General features: G+C 63.8%; 15 protein-coding genes, 2 tRNA genes and 1 pseudogene. 5 read left to right on the forward strand and 13 right to left on the reverse strand.

Translation table 11 applies throughout. From position 1 onward, the window contains the following. Positions 1-49: 49 nt before the first annotated feature. From AB0L58_RS30380 to AB0L58_RS30400, 5 genes and pseudogenes are all read right to left on the reverse strand, one after another. Positions 50-1006 (reverse strand): annotated as a pseudogene (locus tag AB0L58_RS30380) (ABC transporter ATP-binding protein); the annotation flags it as partial. Next, the gene (locus tag AB0L58_RS30385; RefSeq protein WP_364391843.1) at positions 1003-2439 is read right to left on the reverse strand and encodes a branched-chain amino acid ABC transporter permease; all 1437 of its coding nucleotides are present in this window, start codon (positions 2437-2439) and stop codon (positions 1003-1005) included. The gene AB0L58_RS30385 and the pseudogene AB0L58_RS30380, both read right to left, overlap by 4 nt. Next, positions 2436-3473 (reverse strand): branched-chain amino acid ABC transporter permease, encoded by a 1038-nt coding sequence (locus tag AB0L58_RS30390; RefSeq protein WP_364391846.1) that lies wholly within the window; start codon positions 3471-3473, stop codon positions 2436-2438. Before AB0L58_RS30390 ends, AB0L58_RS30385 begins: the two co-directional genes overlap by 4 nt. Positions 3474-3570: 97 nt before the next feature. Then, entirely contained in the window at positions 3571-4782 is a 1212-nt protein-coding gene (locus tag AB0L58_RS30395; protein ID WP_364391847.1) for a branched-chain amino acid ABC transporter substrate-binding protein, read from the reverse strand. 232 nt (positions 4783-5014) lie between these two features. After that, positions 5015-5632, reverse strand: a complete 618-nt coding sequence (locus AB0L58_RS30400; RefSeq protein ID WP_040688928.1) for an ANTAR domain-containing response regulator — start codon at positions 5630-5632, stop codon at positions 5015-5017. Positions 5633-5855: 223 nt separating this feature from the next. Between AB0L58_RS30400 and AB0L58_RS30405 the strand changes: the two genes are divergently transcribed. Continuing rightward, positions 5856-5942 (forward strand) — tRNA-Leu (locus tag AB0L58_RS30405). Between the two features lie 40 nt (positions 5943-5982). On the opposite strand, the gene AB0L58_RS30410 is transcribed toward AB0L58_RS30405, so the two are convergent. Both AB0L58_RS30410 and AB0L58_RS30415 read right to left on the reverse strand, forming a co-directional pair. Beyond that, the gene (locus tag AB0L58_RS30410) at positions 5983-6591 is read right to left on the reverse strand and encodes a site-specific integrase (RefSeq protein WP_364391951.1); all 609 of its coding nucleotides are present in this window, start codon (positions 6589-6591) and stop codon (positions 5983-5985) included. Positions 6592-6707: 116 nt separating this feature from the next. Next, positions 6708-7358: a hypothetical protein gene (locus AB0L58_RS30415; RefSeq protein WP_364391849.1), complete on the reverse strand. Its 651-nt coding sequence runs from the start codon at positions 7356-7358 to the stop codon at positions 6708-6710. Positions 7359-7759: 401 nt separating this feature from the next. Here AB0L58_RS30415 and AB0L58_RS30420 point away from each other — a divergent pair. From AB0L58_RS30420 to AB0L58_RS30435, 4 genes are all read left to right on the forward strand, one after another. Continuing rightward, positions 7760-7839: transfer RNA gene (locus AB0L58_RS30420), tRNA-OTHER, on the forward strand. A gap of 115 nt (positions 7840-7954) precedes the next feature. Further along, positions 7955-8467, forward strand: coding sequence for a DUF4188 domain-containing protein (locus AB0L58_RS30425; protein ID WP_364391852.1), 513 nt, complete (start codon positions 7955-7957; stop codon positions 8465-8467). A 244-nt stretch (positions 8468-8711) separates the two neighbouring features. Further along, positions 8712-9332 (forward strand): low molecular weight phosphatase family protein, encoded by a 621-nt coding sequence (locus tag AB0L58_RS30430; RefSeq protein ID WP_364391855.1) that lies wholly within the window; start codon positions 8712-8714, stop codon positions 9330-9332. A gap of 98 nt (positions 9333-9430) precedes the next feature. After that, positions 9431-9856 (forward strand): hypothetical protein, encoded by a 426-nt coding sequence (locus AB0L58_RS30435; RefSeq protein WP_364391858.1) that lies wholly within the window; start codon positions 9431-9433, stop codon positions 9854-9856. Between the two features lie 164 nt (positions 9857-10020). Here the strand turns inward: AB0L58_RS30435 and AB0L58_RS30440 are convergent, their stop codons facing one another. From AB0L58_RS30440 to lgt, 6 genes are all read right to left on the reverse strand, one after another. Next, a complete protein-coding gene (locus AB0L58_RS30440; RefSeq protein ID WP_364391860.1) occupies positions 10021-10929 on the reverse strand; it encodes an acyl-CoA thioesterase II in 909 nt (302 codons plus the stop codon). A gap of 2 nt (positions 10930-10931) precedes the next feature. Further along, positions 10932-12350, reverse strand: a complete 1419-nt coding sequence (pyk, locus tag AB0L58_RS30445) for a pyruvate kinase (protein WP_364391863.1) — start codon at positions 12348-12350, stop codon at positions 10932-10934. Between the two features lie 105 nt (positions 12351-12455). After that, positions 12456-13124: an amino acid ABC transporter permease gene (locus tag AB0L58_RS30450; RefSeq protein ID WP_364391865.1), complete on the reverse strand. Its 669-nt coding sequence runs from the start codon at positions 13122-13124 to the stop codon at positions 12456-12458. 6 nt (positions 13125-13130) lie between these two features. Beyond that, positions 13131-13925, reverse strand: a complete 795-nt coding sequence (locus AB0L58_RS30455; RefSeq protein WP_364391867.1) for an amino acid ABC transporter substrate-binding protein — start codon at positions 13923-13925, stop codon at positions 13131-13133. 167 nt (positions 13926-14092) lie between these two features. Next, positions 14093-14590 (reverse strand): TM2 domain-containing protein, encoded by a 498-nt coding sequence (locus AB0L58_RS30460; protein ID WP_364391870.1) that lies wholly within the window; start codon positions 14588-14590, stop codon positions 14093-14095. A 151-nt stretch (positions 14591-14741) separates the two neighbouring features. Continuing rightward, positions 14742-16025, reverse strand: coding sequence for a prolipoprotein diacylglyceryl transferase (gene lgt / locus AB0L58_RS30465; RefSeq protein ID WP_364391873.1), 1284 nt, complete (start codon positions 16023-16025; stop codon positions 14742-14744). Between the last annotated feature and the right edge of the window lie 61 nt (positions 16026-16086).

The following is a 16086-nucleotide window of genomic DNA, read 5'->3' on the forward strand; positions in this document are numbered from 1 at the left end:
GCGGTTCCGGTTCGACCACTTCGGTTACGGCGGTGGCCTTTTCGGCCGCCGCGGCCTCGGTATCGGGCACACCCAGATACGCCGCGATGACATCCGGATTGTCGCGGATCTCCGCGGGCAGCCCGTCGGCGATCTTACGTCCGAACTCCAGCACCACGATCCGGTCGGTAACCCCCATGACCAGGCGCATATCGTGCTCGATCAGCAGCACGGTGAACCCGTCGTCACGGATCTTGCGGATCAGATCCATCAGCGCCGATTTCTCGCTCGGATTGAAACCGGCGGCGGGTTCGTCCAGGCAGAGCAGTTTCGGCTCGGTGGCCAGCGCGCGGGCGATCTCCAAGCGGCGCTGATCACCGTAGGAGAGATTGCGCGCCTTCTCCACCGCACGCGGTGCGATGCCGACGAATTCGAGCAAGGCCATGCCGCGCTCGATCGCATCCTTCTCCTCGCTGCGGTGCCGCGGAGTACGGAAGATGGCGCCGGGCACCGAGGTCTTATGCCTGGCGTCGGTGCCCACCACGACATTCTCCAGCGCGGTCATCTCGCCGAACAGCCGCACATTCTGGAAGGTGCGGGCGATACCGAGCCGGGTGATCTCATTGCGCTTGGTCTTCGTCAGCGGTTTGCCGTCGAAATACACCAGTCCGGAGGCCGGTTTGTAGACCCCGGTAATGGCATTGAAGCAGGTGGTTTTGCCCGCGCCATTGGGCCCGATCAGTCCGAGGATTTCGCCGCGGCGGATCTCGAAGCTGACCTTGTCCAAGGCGGTCAGACCGCCGAACTTCACCGTGAGCTCGTCGGTGCGCAGTAGCGGCGCACCCACCTCGGTCGCGATTTCGCGGTGCGGCGCAACCACATCCGCGACCACCTCGGCATCGGCGAGCACCGGGATCACGGCGGTCACATCGACCTCGCCCGCGCTCTCGACCTCGGGCGGTGCCGCATAACCGGCCGCCATATCCTCGTTGTCGAACAGGGCGTCGCCCGCGCCTGGCCCGGTCATCGTCCCGCTCCGATCAATTCAGGCTCACCCGGTTTGCGCACGGCCTGATACACCTGCCTGCCGAAGGTCAGCAGCTTCTGCCGCACCGGGAACAGACCCTGTGGCCGCAGAATCATCATGACCACCAAGGTAATTCCGAAGTACATGTACTTGAGGTCACCGAGCGACTGCGCACCGCCGACGCGGAACAGCAGCACACTGCCGAGCAGCAGCGCTCCCAGGACGCCGGTTACCACCATGCCGGTAATGCAGGCGCGCCGCGGCCACACACTCAGATTGTCGCTCTTGTACTTCCATACGACGATCAACCCGACGAAGACCAACACGTCGATCGCCAGCAGGAGGTACCCGGTCGACTCATTGCTCACCAATTTCACCGACTGCAGGCGCGCGGGCAGATAGGCAATGATGAACGCACCGAAAATGACGCCGAGTTTATTGCCTTGACCACCGATGACGACCGCGCACAAGAACAGCATCGAGTTGATGATGTTGAACCCGGTCGGATTGATGAACTGCACCTGACCGGCGTAGATCGCACCGGACATGCCGCCGACGGCAGCGCCGATCAGGAAGGCCCACAGCTTGAATTTGAAGGTCGGCACGCCCATGATCTCGGCGGCGTCCTCGTCCTCGCGGATGGCAACCCAGGCGCGGCCGACCCGGCTGCGTTCCAGATTGCCGACGATCAGCAGCACGATGATCACCAGCACCATCGCGAACCAGTACCACCAGGTGCCGTAACTGGCCCGGTCGAGCAGATTCGCGCTGTCGGAATTGCCGCTGTTACCGCCGGAGAACACACCCTCCGGCTTGCTGTCGGATTCGCCGAGGTGTGGGAAGGCGACACCGGACAGGCCAAGGCTGCCATTGGTGATATCGGAGAGATTGTCGGCGAGCAGCCGCACGATCTCACCGAAGCCGAGGGTGACGATCGCCAGATAGTCACCGCGCAGTCGCAGGGTCGGCGTGCCGAGAATGATGCCGGAGATCGCCGTCACCGCGACCGCGATCGGCAGGCAGGCCATCCAGGCCCAGGTCGGATTCAGCCAGCCGCCGTCGGTCTGATTCCACGGACTGTTGGGGCTGGTGAGCAGGCCGACCGTATACGCGCCGATGGCGTAGAAGCCGACGTAGCCGAGGTCGAGCAGGCCCGCCTGTCCGACAACGACATTCAAGCCGATGGCGATCAGCGCGTACATCGCGACCTGCGCCATGACCAGACCGAAGTTGTAGCCGGGGGTATCCAGCAGCGGCGGCGGGAACAGCGGAAGCAGTGCGAGCAGAATGAGGATCGGCACGCCGACACCCCATTGCGCGGGGCGGCTCAGACCGTCCCACCAGGTCCGAATCGCGTCTCCGACACCGTGTCCGGTCGCGGCCGTCGGCTGCCCAGGCGATGCTACGTCCGTGGTTTTGGTCGAGTCGGTCATGCGCGGGCCCTCCCGAGGCTCTCACCGAGAATGCCGGTCGGGCGCACCATCAGCACCAGCACCAGCACCACGAAGGCGACTACGTCTCGCCACTCGACGCCGAGCAGGATCTGGCCGTACTGCTCCACAATGCCGAGGATGAGCCCGCCCAACAACGCGCCGCGCAGATTGCCGATTCCGCCGAGCACCGCGGCGCTGAAGGCCTTGATGCCGAGAATGAAGCCGCCGGAATAGATGATCCCCTGCGGGATCTTGATCGCGTAGAGCAGCGCTGCCGCACCGGCGAGCACGCCGCCGATAAAGAACGTCAACATGATGACCCGCTCCCGCGAGACGCCCATCAATGTCGCGGTGTCCGGATCCTGCGCGACGGCGCGGATACCCCGCCCGAACTTGGTCCGGTTGATCAACACCTCGGTCGCGATGGCGAGCGCGATTGCCGCCACCACGATGAGAACTTTGACATTGTCGACATCGGCACCCAAGAAGCTGAACTGAACACTGGGCTCGACGAGCTTGATCGGCTGCTGCGCATTGGTGCCACCGAGCTTGGGATTGATCTTCGGCAGGATGAAGTGCACGAATTCCTGGAGCACGAACGACATACCGATCGCCGTGATGAGGAAGCTGAGTGGTTTGGCCCCGCGTTTGCGCAACGGCCGATAGGCCACCCGCTCCAATCCGACTGCGGCACCACCGGATACCAGCATGCCGATGATCATCGCCAACGCGAGATAGGTGACCGTCAGGATGATGCCCTGGGTGTACACATCGGGATTCGCCACGAAACCGAACAGCATGAGTCCGATCAATTGACCGAACATACCGAGCATGAATATTTCCGAATGGGCGAAATTGATCAGCCGCAATACGCCGTAGACCAGGGTATAGCCCACGGCGACCAAGGCATAGATAGCGCCGTAGGTCACCCCGTCGACGGTCAGTCGCCAGAAGTTATCGATCACTCCGTGGTAGTTGAAGTCGATCGAACCGCCGGCAAGTTGTACTACGCCGGCCAATGCCGTTGATGTCATTCGTCTTTAGCCCTCATTAATTCGCCCACCCGACACGGCGGCACGTACGGGGATTCGCACGAACCCCTGTACGTGCCGCCGTGCTGGTTGTCTAGGGCTACTTGACCTCGTAGATCCAGATCAGTGCGTTGGACAGTTCACCGGTCGCGTTCCACTTGTACTGACGCGCAAGACCGCTGCCGTCGTAGGACCGCACGTACTCCAGCAGATCGGGGCGGGTCAGCTTGCCGCCGTCGATGCCCTTGGCCAAGATCGTGGTCAGATCGTAGCCCTCGACCGAGTAGACACCCGGCTCCGCACCGTTGAGTGCCTTGTAATCGGCCGTGAACTTATCCGGCGCCGGACCGCACGGGCAGGACAGCACCGCACCCTTGGACGAGCTGCCGGCCTGGGCGACGAACTGCGGATCATTGGTGCCGTCGGCGGAAACGAAGACCGCCTTGACGCCACCGGACTTCAGCTGCTGGGCCAGCGGGGCACCCTCGGAGTAGTAGCCGGAGTAGAAGACGGCGTCCGGCGCTGCGCTCGCGATCTTGGTGACCGTGGCGGAGAAGTCCTTGTCGCCCTTCTTGATGCTGGCATTGCAGGACGCGTCATTGGCGGAGCCGAGGCCCTCGATGATCGTCTTGGCCAGACCGGTGCCGTAGTCGGTGTTGTCCTGGATGACGCAGACCTTCTTGTAGCCCGCGGTGTTGACCAGGTACTTACCGACCGAAGGACCCTGCACACCGTCATTGGCCAGGCCACGGAAGAAACTGGTCCAGCCGTTCTGGGTCAGCGTCTCGTTGGTGGCCGAGGCGGTCGTCGAGACCAGGCCGGCATCGCTGAGGATCTTGCCGGTCGCCTTGGTCTCACCGGAGAACGCCGGACCGACCAGGCCGATGATCGACTTGTCGTTGACGATCTGCGGGATGACCTGGGTGGCCTTCTGCGGGTCCCCTTCGGTATCGAATTGCTTGAGCTCGATCTTGCAGCCCGGGTTGGCCTTGTTGTGCTTGTCCAGGGCCAGCTTCACACCGTCGACGATGTTGATGCCGAGGGCCGCGTCCGGACCGGTGAGCGCGCCCGCCATGGCGATCGCGGTGCCCGCCGGGCAGGTCGCCTTGCCGTCACCAGCCGGGTCGGCGGCCGAGGCGCTGTCCGACTTCGGCACCTGCTTGCCGTTGGCGTCGATCTGCATGACCGGCTGGATCGTCAGACCGCCCGCGCCGCTGGTGCCGGAGGTGCCCGAACCACCGTCGGTCGATTTATCGCTACACCCCGTCAGCACGAGCGCGGCGGCGGCACCGATGGCCAATGCCCCCCGCATCGAACGACTGCGCCATGTCGAACTAAGCACGTTTCACCTCTACGTCCTGTGCTCCCCCGGGCTCTCCTCCGAGGAGGCCGACCACGTCAGCCCGGTCAGAACATAGCGTTGGTACGTTAGCTGCGCATCACATTCGGATCATCCGGCCGACATAGTTTCGAATTTTTCATCGCGATCAGGTTTCCGAGAAGTAAAATTTCCGGCCTTGAACGGCCGGGGCGCAAGGAAGGGCCTACTTCGGTGCCAGATTTTCCAGCACCACCTCGGCTACCGCCTTCATGGTAGTGCGGCGGTCCATCGCCGTACGTTGAATCCACTTGAATGCCTGCGGCTCCGACAATCCCTGGGTCTGCATGAGCACGCCCTTGGCCCGCTCGACCAGCTTGCGCGTCTCCAGCCGGTCGGCCAGATTGGCGACCTCGCTCTCCAGCGCGGTGATTTCATGGAAGCGGCTGGCCGCCAATTCGATGGCGGGCACCAGATCCGATTTCGTGAACGGCTTGACCAGATATGCCATCGCGCCGGCGTCGCGCGCCCGCTCGACCAGATCGCGCTGACTGAATGCGGTCAAAATCACAACCGGCGCAACACGTTTCGACGCGATCTCGGCCGCGGCATCGATACCGTCGCGGCGCGGCATCTTCACATCCATGATGACCAGATCCGGCCGGTGCTCCACCGCCAAATCCACCGCCTGCTGGCCGTCGCCCGCTTCACCGACAACCTGATAGCCCTCTTCGGTCAGCATCTCCACCAGATCCATGCGGATGAGCGCTTCGTCCTCCGCGACGACGACCCGCTTCGCCCCGGCGTCCCGCTTCGTGCCGGCGCCCCCTGCTGTGTTGCTCATAGGTAGACCCCTCTGGTTCCGATGCCGTGTCCCCGACGCGCGAATAAGTGGCCGTGGTCCGGGGCACCGGCCCGTCGCCCCACTGTCGCCGTCGAGTGATGTAGAGAGTACCTTTCAGTTCCACATACAACCCATATACCCTGCGCAAACCGGGCGATGATCACTTCATGAGCAGCCCATTCGCGCTTTTCGACAGTCACCCGCTATGCTTTCCCACCGGTGCGCCGATTTGGCGGAACTGGCAGACGCGACGGTCTCAAAAACCGTTGTCCGAAAGGACGTGTGGGTTCGAGTCCCACAATCGGCACCAGGTAGAGCCCCTGTTCCGGGGCTCTCTCCCGTTTGGGGCATCACGCAGTCCGCAATTGGTCCGCAGCTGCACGAGCGCCTTCATCCATCCCATCGGCCACCGTGTCGAGATCGTCCGGGAACAGATGGCCGTACAGGTCCGGGGGCAACGTCGCGGTTTTGTGCCCGAGCATCCGCTGCACGACCTTGATGTTCGCCCCCGCACTGATTACCAGCGATGCAGCTGTATGCCGAAGACCGTGCGGCACAACGCCATCCAGACCAACCGACGCCGCCGCCTGATCGAACACCCAGCGGAACTCGGTCGAAGTGAGATGCCCACCCTTGTGACTCGGGAACACCAGCCAATCGGCCTTCCGACCTTCCACCAGGGCCTCGAGTTCCTTGGCGAGGGCTCGCGGAACCGGAACCGCGCGAGTCGTGTGGTTCTTCGTGTCGGTCTCCACCATGCCTTCGCCGGTCACCCCGGTTGCCGAACGACTGACCCAGATCCGGCGACTGTCCAGATCTACATTCGCGGTGCGCAGCGCAATCGCCTCACCGAATCGGATACCCGTGTACGCCAGGGTGAAGCGGGGGGAGTAGGTGGCGGACAGGCGATTTATCTCGACACCTGGAACCAGGTGATGATCCGGACCTGCTCGGGTCAGATCGGAGTGCTGGTCTGGGGAGGCAGGTTAGCGCATCGAATCACCTTCGTGCGCAACTGCCGCCCCTCTCAGGCCTGTTGGCCTTCGTCGCCTCAGGCCAGCGGTTTCGTCACCGGCTAGTACACTCCTCCGATGGGGCGGTCGGGCACCACAACCCCTGCGCTGTTGAAACAGAACCAGTACCAGTCGCCGCTGAGGTGATGGGATGCGCCTGTCGCGGGCCGGTGGCCAGAAAGATTGGCAAAGCCACTTCCCATCGAGCAATAGGCCGCCATCGGGCCAGTCCTGAAGTAGATGCCGTCGCTGAGGCGTTCCACACCGCGAATGCGATAAAGGCCGAGGCGGTCACCTTCGAACATCCGCGGATCGACACCGGCACTCACCTGCTGTGCCGCATCGTCGAAGGCGTGCGCCGAGAAGTGCCAGCGCACAGCCATTGGCAGGTCTGCGCTCCATAAAATGGCCGTGAGCGCGACTATCAGTGCGGGAGCGGCCAGGGGGCCGAGCTCAGGTACCCGAAGCCGCCGGGATCGGACTGCCAGGATCGGGTAGACGATGACCACGCACAACACCACAACCACCACGAATGTCCCCCCGAGGATCAACAACGGCGACAACGACATCAGCTCGGCGCTGGCCGGCTTGCTCGCCGAGACGAGTATCCCAAGGCAGGCCACGCCGGTGCAGACGAGCAGAAGATGCCTGCGAAGCCGTAACCGGTATCGTCGGTTCCCCGGTCGGCTTTTCTCGGTCTGGGCCATGCTCATGCCAGGAGCCTAGACTCCAGCCTCGAGCCAGAGCCCACACCAGCGGTTGCGCCGACACCATCAGCCCCAGCGGCTGTACCTGCGTCTTAGCCAGCCCGTCTAAAGGGAGCAGCAGTCCGCAACCGGTCCGCAGCAGCGTCCGGAACGACCAATCTCACCAACGAGCCCAACGATCAAATCCGCAGTTCAGCACCCTGTTCGCTCCCCTCACCAACACCACCCAATTCCCGCAAACACCGAGAGGGACAACCTCAAAAACCGTTGTCCGAAAGGACGTGTGGGTTCGAGTCCCACAATCGGCACCAACTCATAAGCGGCCCATGCTCATGGTGAGCATGGGCCGCGCTCACTATCGGCGGGCATTGCGACAAAATCCGCCCCCGTCGCTGCGGCAATCCCCGGCCATGGAAATAGCTCAGGCGGTCGAGCACCCCATGCAACCGGGGAGGTCGCGGGTTCGAGCCCCGCCTCCCTGGCCCCAACCGCACCTTCTCCGGCTTGACCACCTCTTCGCCCGGCGATCGAACTAGGGCGAAGGCTGTGTCGTGTTTCGAGCATAGGGTTGCACGTCGGCAGCCCGATGCGGAGGTGCCTCGATGCGGGTGAACAGGACTACTGTCGATCTGTCCGGGTATCCGGATCTGGTCGTCATCTATCTCGGGATGCGAGTGCGCAAGCCGCGCGGAATCCTGCGGTTGCTCGGTCTGGGCCCGAAACTGTATCGGTCGCACCAGGATCGGCCGGATGGGCTGCTATCGCACGAGGATGTGATCTGGTCGCTGTTCCCGCCGCATTGGGGTGCACGACAGTACTGGCGTGATCTCGATTCGCTGGAACGCTGGACACGCTCTGCGCCGCACCGGGATTGGTGGCAGAAGTTCCTGCGCGACTCCGGCGGTACCGGCTTCTGGCATGAGGCCTACTTCATGCGCGGTGGTATCGATGCGATGTACGACGATATGGGAGCGGGCTCCGGACTGCCGCGGTTCGCACCGGTCGTGGCCTCGCGCGGCCGGATGTTCACGACGCGAGAGCGGGTGTACGGCGAGGCCCCCGAGGTGGCACCCGTGGTCGCCGAATCCGCTTACTACCGCGGCGAGTCCGAGTGAATCCGATCCCCAACCGTGGCAATACCGTGATGGTTGAAACCGCTGCCGCCGGGTACCTTCACCAGGACGCCCAGACCTCGATTACCGATCGACCGCCTAGCGGCAACATGTATCGAGCGTCGCTCTGAATACCAGGGCTTACTTCGTGTACGGCGCTTGACCAGCAGATGAATAAATCTTCCGCGGGCTGTGATTCGATGTCGACGGCCTTCTGGTCGACCCATACGCGGCTTACCGTATCCGCATGCACGTCCTGTTCGTCTGCAACGGCAATGTCTGCCGTTCGGTAATCGCCGAGCGGCTCACTCGCGCCGTAGCGGTCGAATACAACCTGCCCCGACTAACCGCGGAGAGTGCGGGAACCCGTGCGCTGGTTGGCTTCCCGATCGAACCGCTCGCCGCACGGACCATCGAGGGACTCGGCGCCGACGCCGACCATTTCCGGGCCCGCAAACTCAAGCCCGAACTGATCGACCGCGCGGATCTGGTGCTCGCCATGACCGAGCAGATCCGGGATCAGGCGGCGCAAATGGGATTCGGGGCCGGATCGCGCACCTTCACTCTCCTGGAAGCACATCGCATCGCCAAGGTCACCGGTGCCGAGACCATTGCCGATCTGCACCGCGCCCGCGACGACCTGGCCCTGGTCGGCCGCGAGAATATCGCCGATCCGGTCGGACTGTCGGAGGCCGCGTTCTGCGAAGTCGGTGACCGGATCGCGGAGGCGTTGGTGCCGCTACTGCTGTCCTTGGCGCCACACGAACAGCAAAGGCCCGTCGAGGACGAACGCCCCGGCCTCGTGGTGGCCCCCGGGGCGCGTCCCGCGCCGCTGGCGGCCTTCCTGGCCGCCCAGCGGATCCGGTGACACGCAGGGCCCGGTGTCCAATTGGCGGGTAAAGGGATTACACTCGCGCGCGGGATAACTTCCGCCGTTGATGGTTCGACACACGACAGGAATCAGACATGCCGAAACGAATTTCGGATGTTTCGCTCCATGTTTATGTGACACCGGAAACCCTCGATCGCGTCGTCGATTCGGTACGCGAGGTGGTGGACGACCACCTCCAGGACCGCGATGTCTTCGCGTGGCGCTTCACATTGCCCGTAGAGCCCGACGCGCCGGAGCACCTACTACTCGAAACCCAGTGGCGGGTGGACCATCCCGGCCAGGAGCAGCAAGCAAGGCGCACCTATGAGATCGCGCTCAGCCTGGTCGGCGCGCCGCGCGATCTGACCGCACCGAGCCTGAGTGCGCTGGAGAAGCGACTGATGTTGGAAACCGCAAGCTGCCCAATGGATCTGGAGATCCCACGGACCATCCGAGTGCAGCGCCGGGACAGCTTCGACTTCGAAACCGAGCGCGAACGGTTCCGCCTTCCGGGATATTGAGGCTCGCCCGCCTCCCCGTATCTTTTGCCGGTCGTCAGTGCCTGGCTGAGTCACGTCGCGGGCCGACGGTTGGCCATCGAATCCAGTTCTGGGCGTTCCCGACAAGTTACCCATGTGCTTGCGAAATCAGTTGTCACTGTTCGCGATACACATGGGCAACCAGTTCAGCGGCGCGCCGGGAAGTGTCGGATGACGCCCTCCTGGACCGTGGTGGCAAGCAATTCGCCACTGCGAGAGAAGAATCGACCCGTGGCAAGGCCACGTGAACCGGCGGCCACCGGAGACTCGGTGGCGTAGAGCGCCCAATCGTCGAAGCGGAACGGGCGGTGGAACCAGATCGAATGGTTGATCGTCGCGGCCACGATGCGGTCCAGACCCCAGGACAGGCCGTGCGTGGTGATGATCGAATCGAGCACCGTGGTATCGGACGAATAACCAAGCGTCGCAACGTGAATCAGCGGATCATCGGGCAGTCGGCCGTCAGCGCGCATCCACACGCGGTTGTGATTGAGCCGCTCCCCCGTGCCCTTCAGGATCCAGGCCGGATCGTTGGTGTAGCGCATATCTATCGGATGCGGCGCCTTGACGAACATCTCCAGCTTGTCCTCCAAGCCTTCGAAGCTCTCCTCGACGCGCGGCAGCGTCTCCGGATCCGGCACCTCGGGCTGAGCGTGCGCATGCTCGAGCCCCTTGCCCCAATCCTGGAACGCGGCGAGCATGACGAACAGCTCCTGACCGTCCTGTGTCGCGGTGACCGTGCGGTTGGCCAATGAGCGCCCGTCGCGGTGGCGGTCGACCCGGTATTCGATCGGCTTCTTCACATCGCCACCACGCACGAAATGTGCGTTGACGGCATGCAGCGGACGGTCGCCCTCGACCGTCCGCCCCGCCGCCATGATCGCCTGCGAAACCAGCTGACCGCCGAACGTGCGGCTCCAGACCTTCTCCGGATGCTGGCCGACGAAGACATCCTCGTCGACCTGTTCCAGATCGAGCAGTCCGAGCAGCACGTCGAGGTCGGTACCCTCCGCTGCGGCCCCGAGGCCGACAGCGCCACCTAACGAAGCGCTCACGACTAATGGTCCTCCTCACCTATACGGTGCACATGGATCAGATTGGTGGAGCCGACAGTACCGGGCGGGGAGCCTGCCACGATTACCACCAGATCACCTTTTTGGTATCGCTCCATCGACAGAAGTGCTACATCCACCTGGTGGATCATCGCATCGGTGCTGTCCACCGTCGGGACGATGAAGGTTTCGGTGCCCCAGGTGAGCGACAGCTGGCTGCGGACTTCGGGAAGGGGGGTAAACGCCAGCAGCGGCAGCGGGGTGTGCAGTCGGGCCAGGCGGCGAACCGTATCGCCGGACTGGGTGAAGGCCACCAGCGCCTTGGCATTGAGCCGCTCGCCGATATCGCGGGCCGCGTAGGAGATGACACCGCGCTTGGTGCGCGGCACGTGGGTCAGCGGTGGCACCCGGGTGGATTCGGTCTCCACCGCGTGCACGATCCGCGCCATGGTGCGGACCGTCTCGATCGGATACGCGCCGACCGAGGTCTCACCCGACAGCATCACCGCATCGGCGCCGTCGAGCACCGCATTGGCCACATCGGAGGCCTCGGCGCGGGTCGGGCGCGAGTTCTCGATCATCGACTCCAGCATCTGGGTCGCGACAATGACCGGCTTGGCATTTTCGCGGGCCATCTGGATCGCCCGCTTCTGCACGATCGGCACCTGCTCCAGCGGCAGTTCGACACCGAGGTCACCGCGGGCGACCATGACCGCGTCGAAGGCCAGCACAATGGCCTCGAGATTGTCGATGGCCTCGGGCTTCTCCAACTTGCCGATCACCGGAACGCGGCGGCCGACCCGGTCCATCACATCGTGCACCAGCTCGACATCCGAGGGGGAACGCACGAAGGACAGCGCGATGAAATCGACGCCGAGCTTGAGCGCGAATTCGAGGTCCTCGATGTCCTTGTCCGACAGCGCAGGCACGGAGACGTCCATACCCGGCAGCGAAACTCCCTTGTTATTGCTGACCGGCCCGCCCTCGGTCACCCGGCAGACGACATCGTTGCCCTCGACCAGGATGACCGTGACGCCGACCTTGCCGTCGTCGATGAGCAGGCGGTCGCCCGGTTTGGCGTCCTTGGCCAGCTCCTTGTAGGTAGTGGAGACGCGATCGTGGCTGCCCTCGATCTCGTCGACGGTTATGCGGACCTCTTCACCGTTGGCCCAAACGGTCTTGCCCTCGGCGAAGCGTCCCAGCCGGATCTTCGGACCCTGCAGGTCGGCGAGAATGCCGACCGCCCGGCCGATATGGTCCGAGGCCTGCCGCACCTTCTTGTAGTTTTCGGCATGGTCGGAGTGCTCGCCATGGCTGAAATTCAGCCGCGCCACATCCATACCACTCTCGACGAGTTCCCGAATACGTTCCTCGGTAGCGGTCGCTGGGCCGAGAGTGCACACAATCTTCGTCCGTCGCATCACGAGTAGAGCCTAGTCCCGCCCAGTACCCGTAGCCTGCTGTGGCCTCGGTGAAAGCTAGGTGAAAAATATGTACGAAGGCTTAGCGGAAAGCACAAAAGGGCCTCGTCAGCGTGCGACATGGCGGGACAGCCGAGTTTCCAGGCGAGTCTGACCGAAGCCGAGGACCAGACAGATCACCCAGTAATACAGCGCGGCGACGCCGTAAAGGGCGAAGAAGTCGAAGGTCGGGGCGGCGGCCAGCTGCGCGGTGCGCAGGAGTTCGGTCACCAGAATGGTCGAGGCCAGCGACGTGTCCTTCACCAGCGAGATGAGGGTGTTGGACAGCGGTGGCACCGCGATGCGGGCGGCCTGCGGCAGGATGATCAGCCGCAATTCCTGGGCATACGACATGCCGAGCGCCTTCGCCGCCTCCCACTGTCCTTCCGCGACGCTCAGGATTGCCGCGCGCACGACCTCGGCGGCGTAACCACCGACATTGAGGCTGAACGCGATCACCGCCGCCGGGAACGGATCGATGACGATATCGAACTGCGGCAGCGCATAGAACACGATGAACAGCTGCACCAGCAGCGGCGTGCCCCGAATGATCGAGATATAGAACCGGGCGGGCGCCGAGAGGAACCACAGCGGTGACATCCGCGCCAGCGCCACGAACAAGGCGATGACCAGACCGATGACGAAACTGACGGCGGTAAGCGGGATGGTCTTGTTGATCGTGGCCTGCAGCATCGGCCACAGGTTGTGCCAGATCAGTTCCCTGGTTGCGGGATCCACGGACGGTTATTTGCTGACGTCGGTGCCGAAGTACTTCTCCGAGATCTTGGTCAGCGTGCCATCCGCGCTCAAGGCTTCGAGGGCGGTATTGATCTGGCCGATCAGAGGGTCGTCCTTGCGGGCGGCGAACGCTTGGTGGCTGACCTCTCCGGTCTTGGCCGCGACCTTCACGCTGGTATCACCGCTCTTTTTGGTGTACTCGAGAACCGCGAGGCTGTCGTTGACCGTGGCATCGACACGGCCCGTCTTCAGCAGCTGCACGGCCTGCACGAAACCCTCCACCGCTTCGACCTTCGCACCAGCGCCCTGGGCGACCTTGGCCCAGTTGCTGGTGGCCGATTGCGCGGTGGTCTTGCCGTTGAGGTCGGCGAGCGAGGTGATACCGGTGCTGTCCGCGCGGGTGACGATCACACCTTCGGAGGTGGTGTACGGCTGCGACAGCGCGTACTTGGCCTTGCGCTCGTCGTTGACCGTCACCTGGTTGGCAACCAGGTCGAAGCGCTTGGATTCCAGACCCGCGAAGATCGCATCCCATGGCGTCTGCACGAACTCGATCTTCTTGCCGATCTTGTCCCCGACCGCCTGGATCACCTCCACGTCATAGCCGGTGAGTTTGCCGTCCGAGCCTTGGTAGCTGAAGGGCGCGTAGGTACCTTCGGTGCCGACCTTCAGCACGTTCGGATCGCTGCTACTGCCGCAGGCGGTGAGCCCGGTGGCGGCGACAATGGCGAGCATGGCGGCGGCGAACAGCTTGCGGCGCACGGAAGTCCCTCTCTTCGGTGTCTGGACGGTGAACAACATCCACACACGACACAAAAACCCGGCTCAGGCTACGCCAGGATGCTGCTGACCGACAGTATTGCGATCACCGTGCGCCGAATCCTCGCACAGCCCGCCGCGAATGGCGACGGGCCCCGTCGCATCGTCATCCGATGCGACGGGGCCCGTCGGTCGATTGTCCGCGGCGCTCAGTCGCGCAGTGGCCGCCCGAGGCTGTCGGGCACCTTGCCGGTCAGCATCATGATGCCGTCGATCAAGGGCCAGATACCACCGATACCGCAGGTCAGCCAGGTGACCGCGATCTGAGCCACGGCGATGCCGGTGTGGCCGGTGTAGAAGCGGCCGACACCGAAGCTGCCGAGGAAGATCTGCAGCAGACCCGCGGTCAGCTTCTGCTTATCCGAGAACGGCACGCCGAATGGGTCGCGACCATAGGGCGCTTCCGGATCGTTCGGGTTGTAGCCGCCGCCCGGGTACGGCGCGGGCGGGTAGCCACCCGGCTGCTGACTATAGGGATCGGGCTGACCGTACTGCGGCTGACCGTACTGCGGCTGCTGCTGGTTGTACGGATTCGACGGATACTGTTGTCCCGGTGCGTCGGGCTGCTTGTTCAGGTCCGGCCCCGTCCCGGGCGGACCGTACTGGGGACCGCCGAAGCCTGGCTGGTTCTGGTAGGGGTCGGTCACTAAATGTCCTCCATCATTCGTGCATTTCGACGGGTGCTCACCCGTCTCCCCGCGTATTTTGCCGGGCAATTGGGCACCCGAGGGTATCGTCGCGGACCCGCACTCGCGTGTCTACTCGATGCCCCAACGAGTTACCCAAGTTGTTATGGGATCAGTCGTCCTTTTTCGAGATTCCGACCTTGCCCTGCTCGGCGTCCGAGGTCTCGGACTCCTTTGAGTTATCGCCGGTGGTATCCGGTTCGTTGCCGGAGTTCTCGGATTTCGTCAGATCCGGTTTCTCGGTAGCGCTTTCGCCGACGGAGGAGCCCGCCTTCTCCGGCTCGTCCGCGATCGTGTCCGCCCCATTCCGGTCCGAAACATGGTCCGTGCTCTCGGTTTCCGCATCTTTGTCCGCTGCGGGCTCCGCATCCTTCCCGGCACTGTGTTTGGGCGGCACCGCTTCCGCCGCGGCGGCGGCCTTCGACGCGGCCTCGGATTCCGCGCCCGCCGCACGCAGTGCCCCGATCTGCCACGGCCATGGCCGCGCGACCGTCGACGGCTGCAGCTGATCGGCGGTCTCCCTGCCCTTGGTCGCGAAGACGAAATAGGCAAAGGCGGCGAGGAATACGAGTGCCGAGGTGAAGGAGTTGATGCGGATGCCCGCGATCTTGGTCGCCTCGTCGTCACGCAGCAGTTCGACGAAGAAGCGGCCGAGGCAGTACCCCGCGACATAGAGCGCGAACAGGCGGCCGTGCCCGATGCGGAAGCGCTTATCGATCTGCACCAGTAGCACCACGATCAGCAGGTTCCAGATAATCTCGTACAGGAAGGTCGGCTGCACCACCTTGTCGACGACGCCGGTGGAGACGCCGTTCATCATGTCGAGCTTGCCCTGATCGTCGAAGCGCAGGTAGATCTCCAGACCCCACGGCAGATCGGTCTTGCGGCCGTAGAGCTCCTGGTTGAAGTAATTGCCGAGTCGGCCGATGGCCTGGGCCAGCAGAATCGGCGGTGCGATCGCATCGCCCAACGCGGGCAAAGGAATTCGGTAGACCCGGCAGCCGATCCAGGCGCCGACGCCGCCGAGGAAGACCGCGCCCCAGATGCCGAGCCCGCCCTGGTAGATCTTCAGCGCATCGATCGGATGACCGTCGGCGCCGAAGTACTTCTGCCAGTCGGTGGCCACGTGATAGAGCCGCCCGCCGACCAGACCGAAGGGCACCGCGAACATCGCGACATCGAGAATCGCCCCCTTCTGGCCGCCGCGCGCCTGCCAGCGCCGCTCACCCCACCAGATGGCCACGACGATGCCGAGGATGATGCACAGGGCGTAGGCCCGTAGCGGAAACGGACCGATATGCCATACGCCCTGGGACGGACTGGGAATGTAGGCCAGCACATCAGCGGTGACGGCACCGTTGCTCAGGACGCTGTCTGCGAGGACTCGTAAGGTCACGGCCCCAACCGTAGCGGAGCACGGACACATCGCGAGATTCGCGGTCGGCGTGCCCCTCGCG

Source organism: Nocardia sp. NPDC052112, from assembly GCF_040680135.1.
In the GTDB taxonomy this organism is placed as follows: Bacteria; Actinomycetota; Actinomycetes; order Mycobacteriales; family Mycobacteriaceae; genus Nocardia.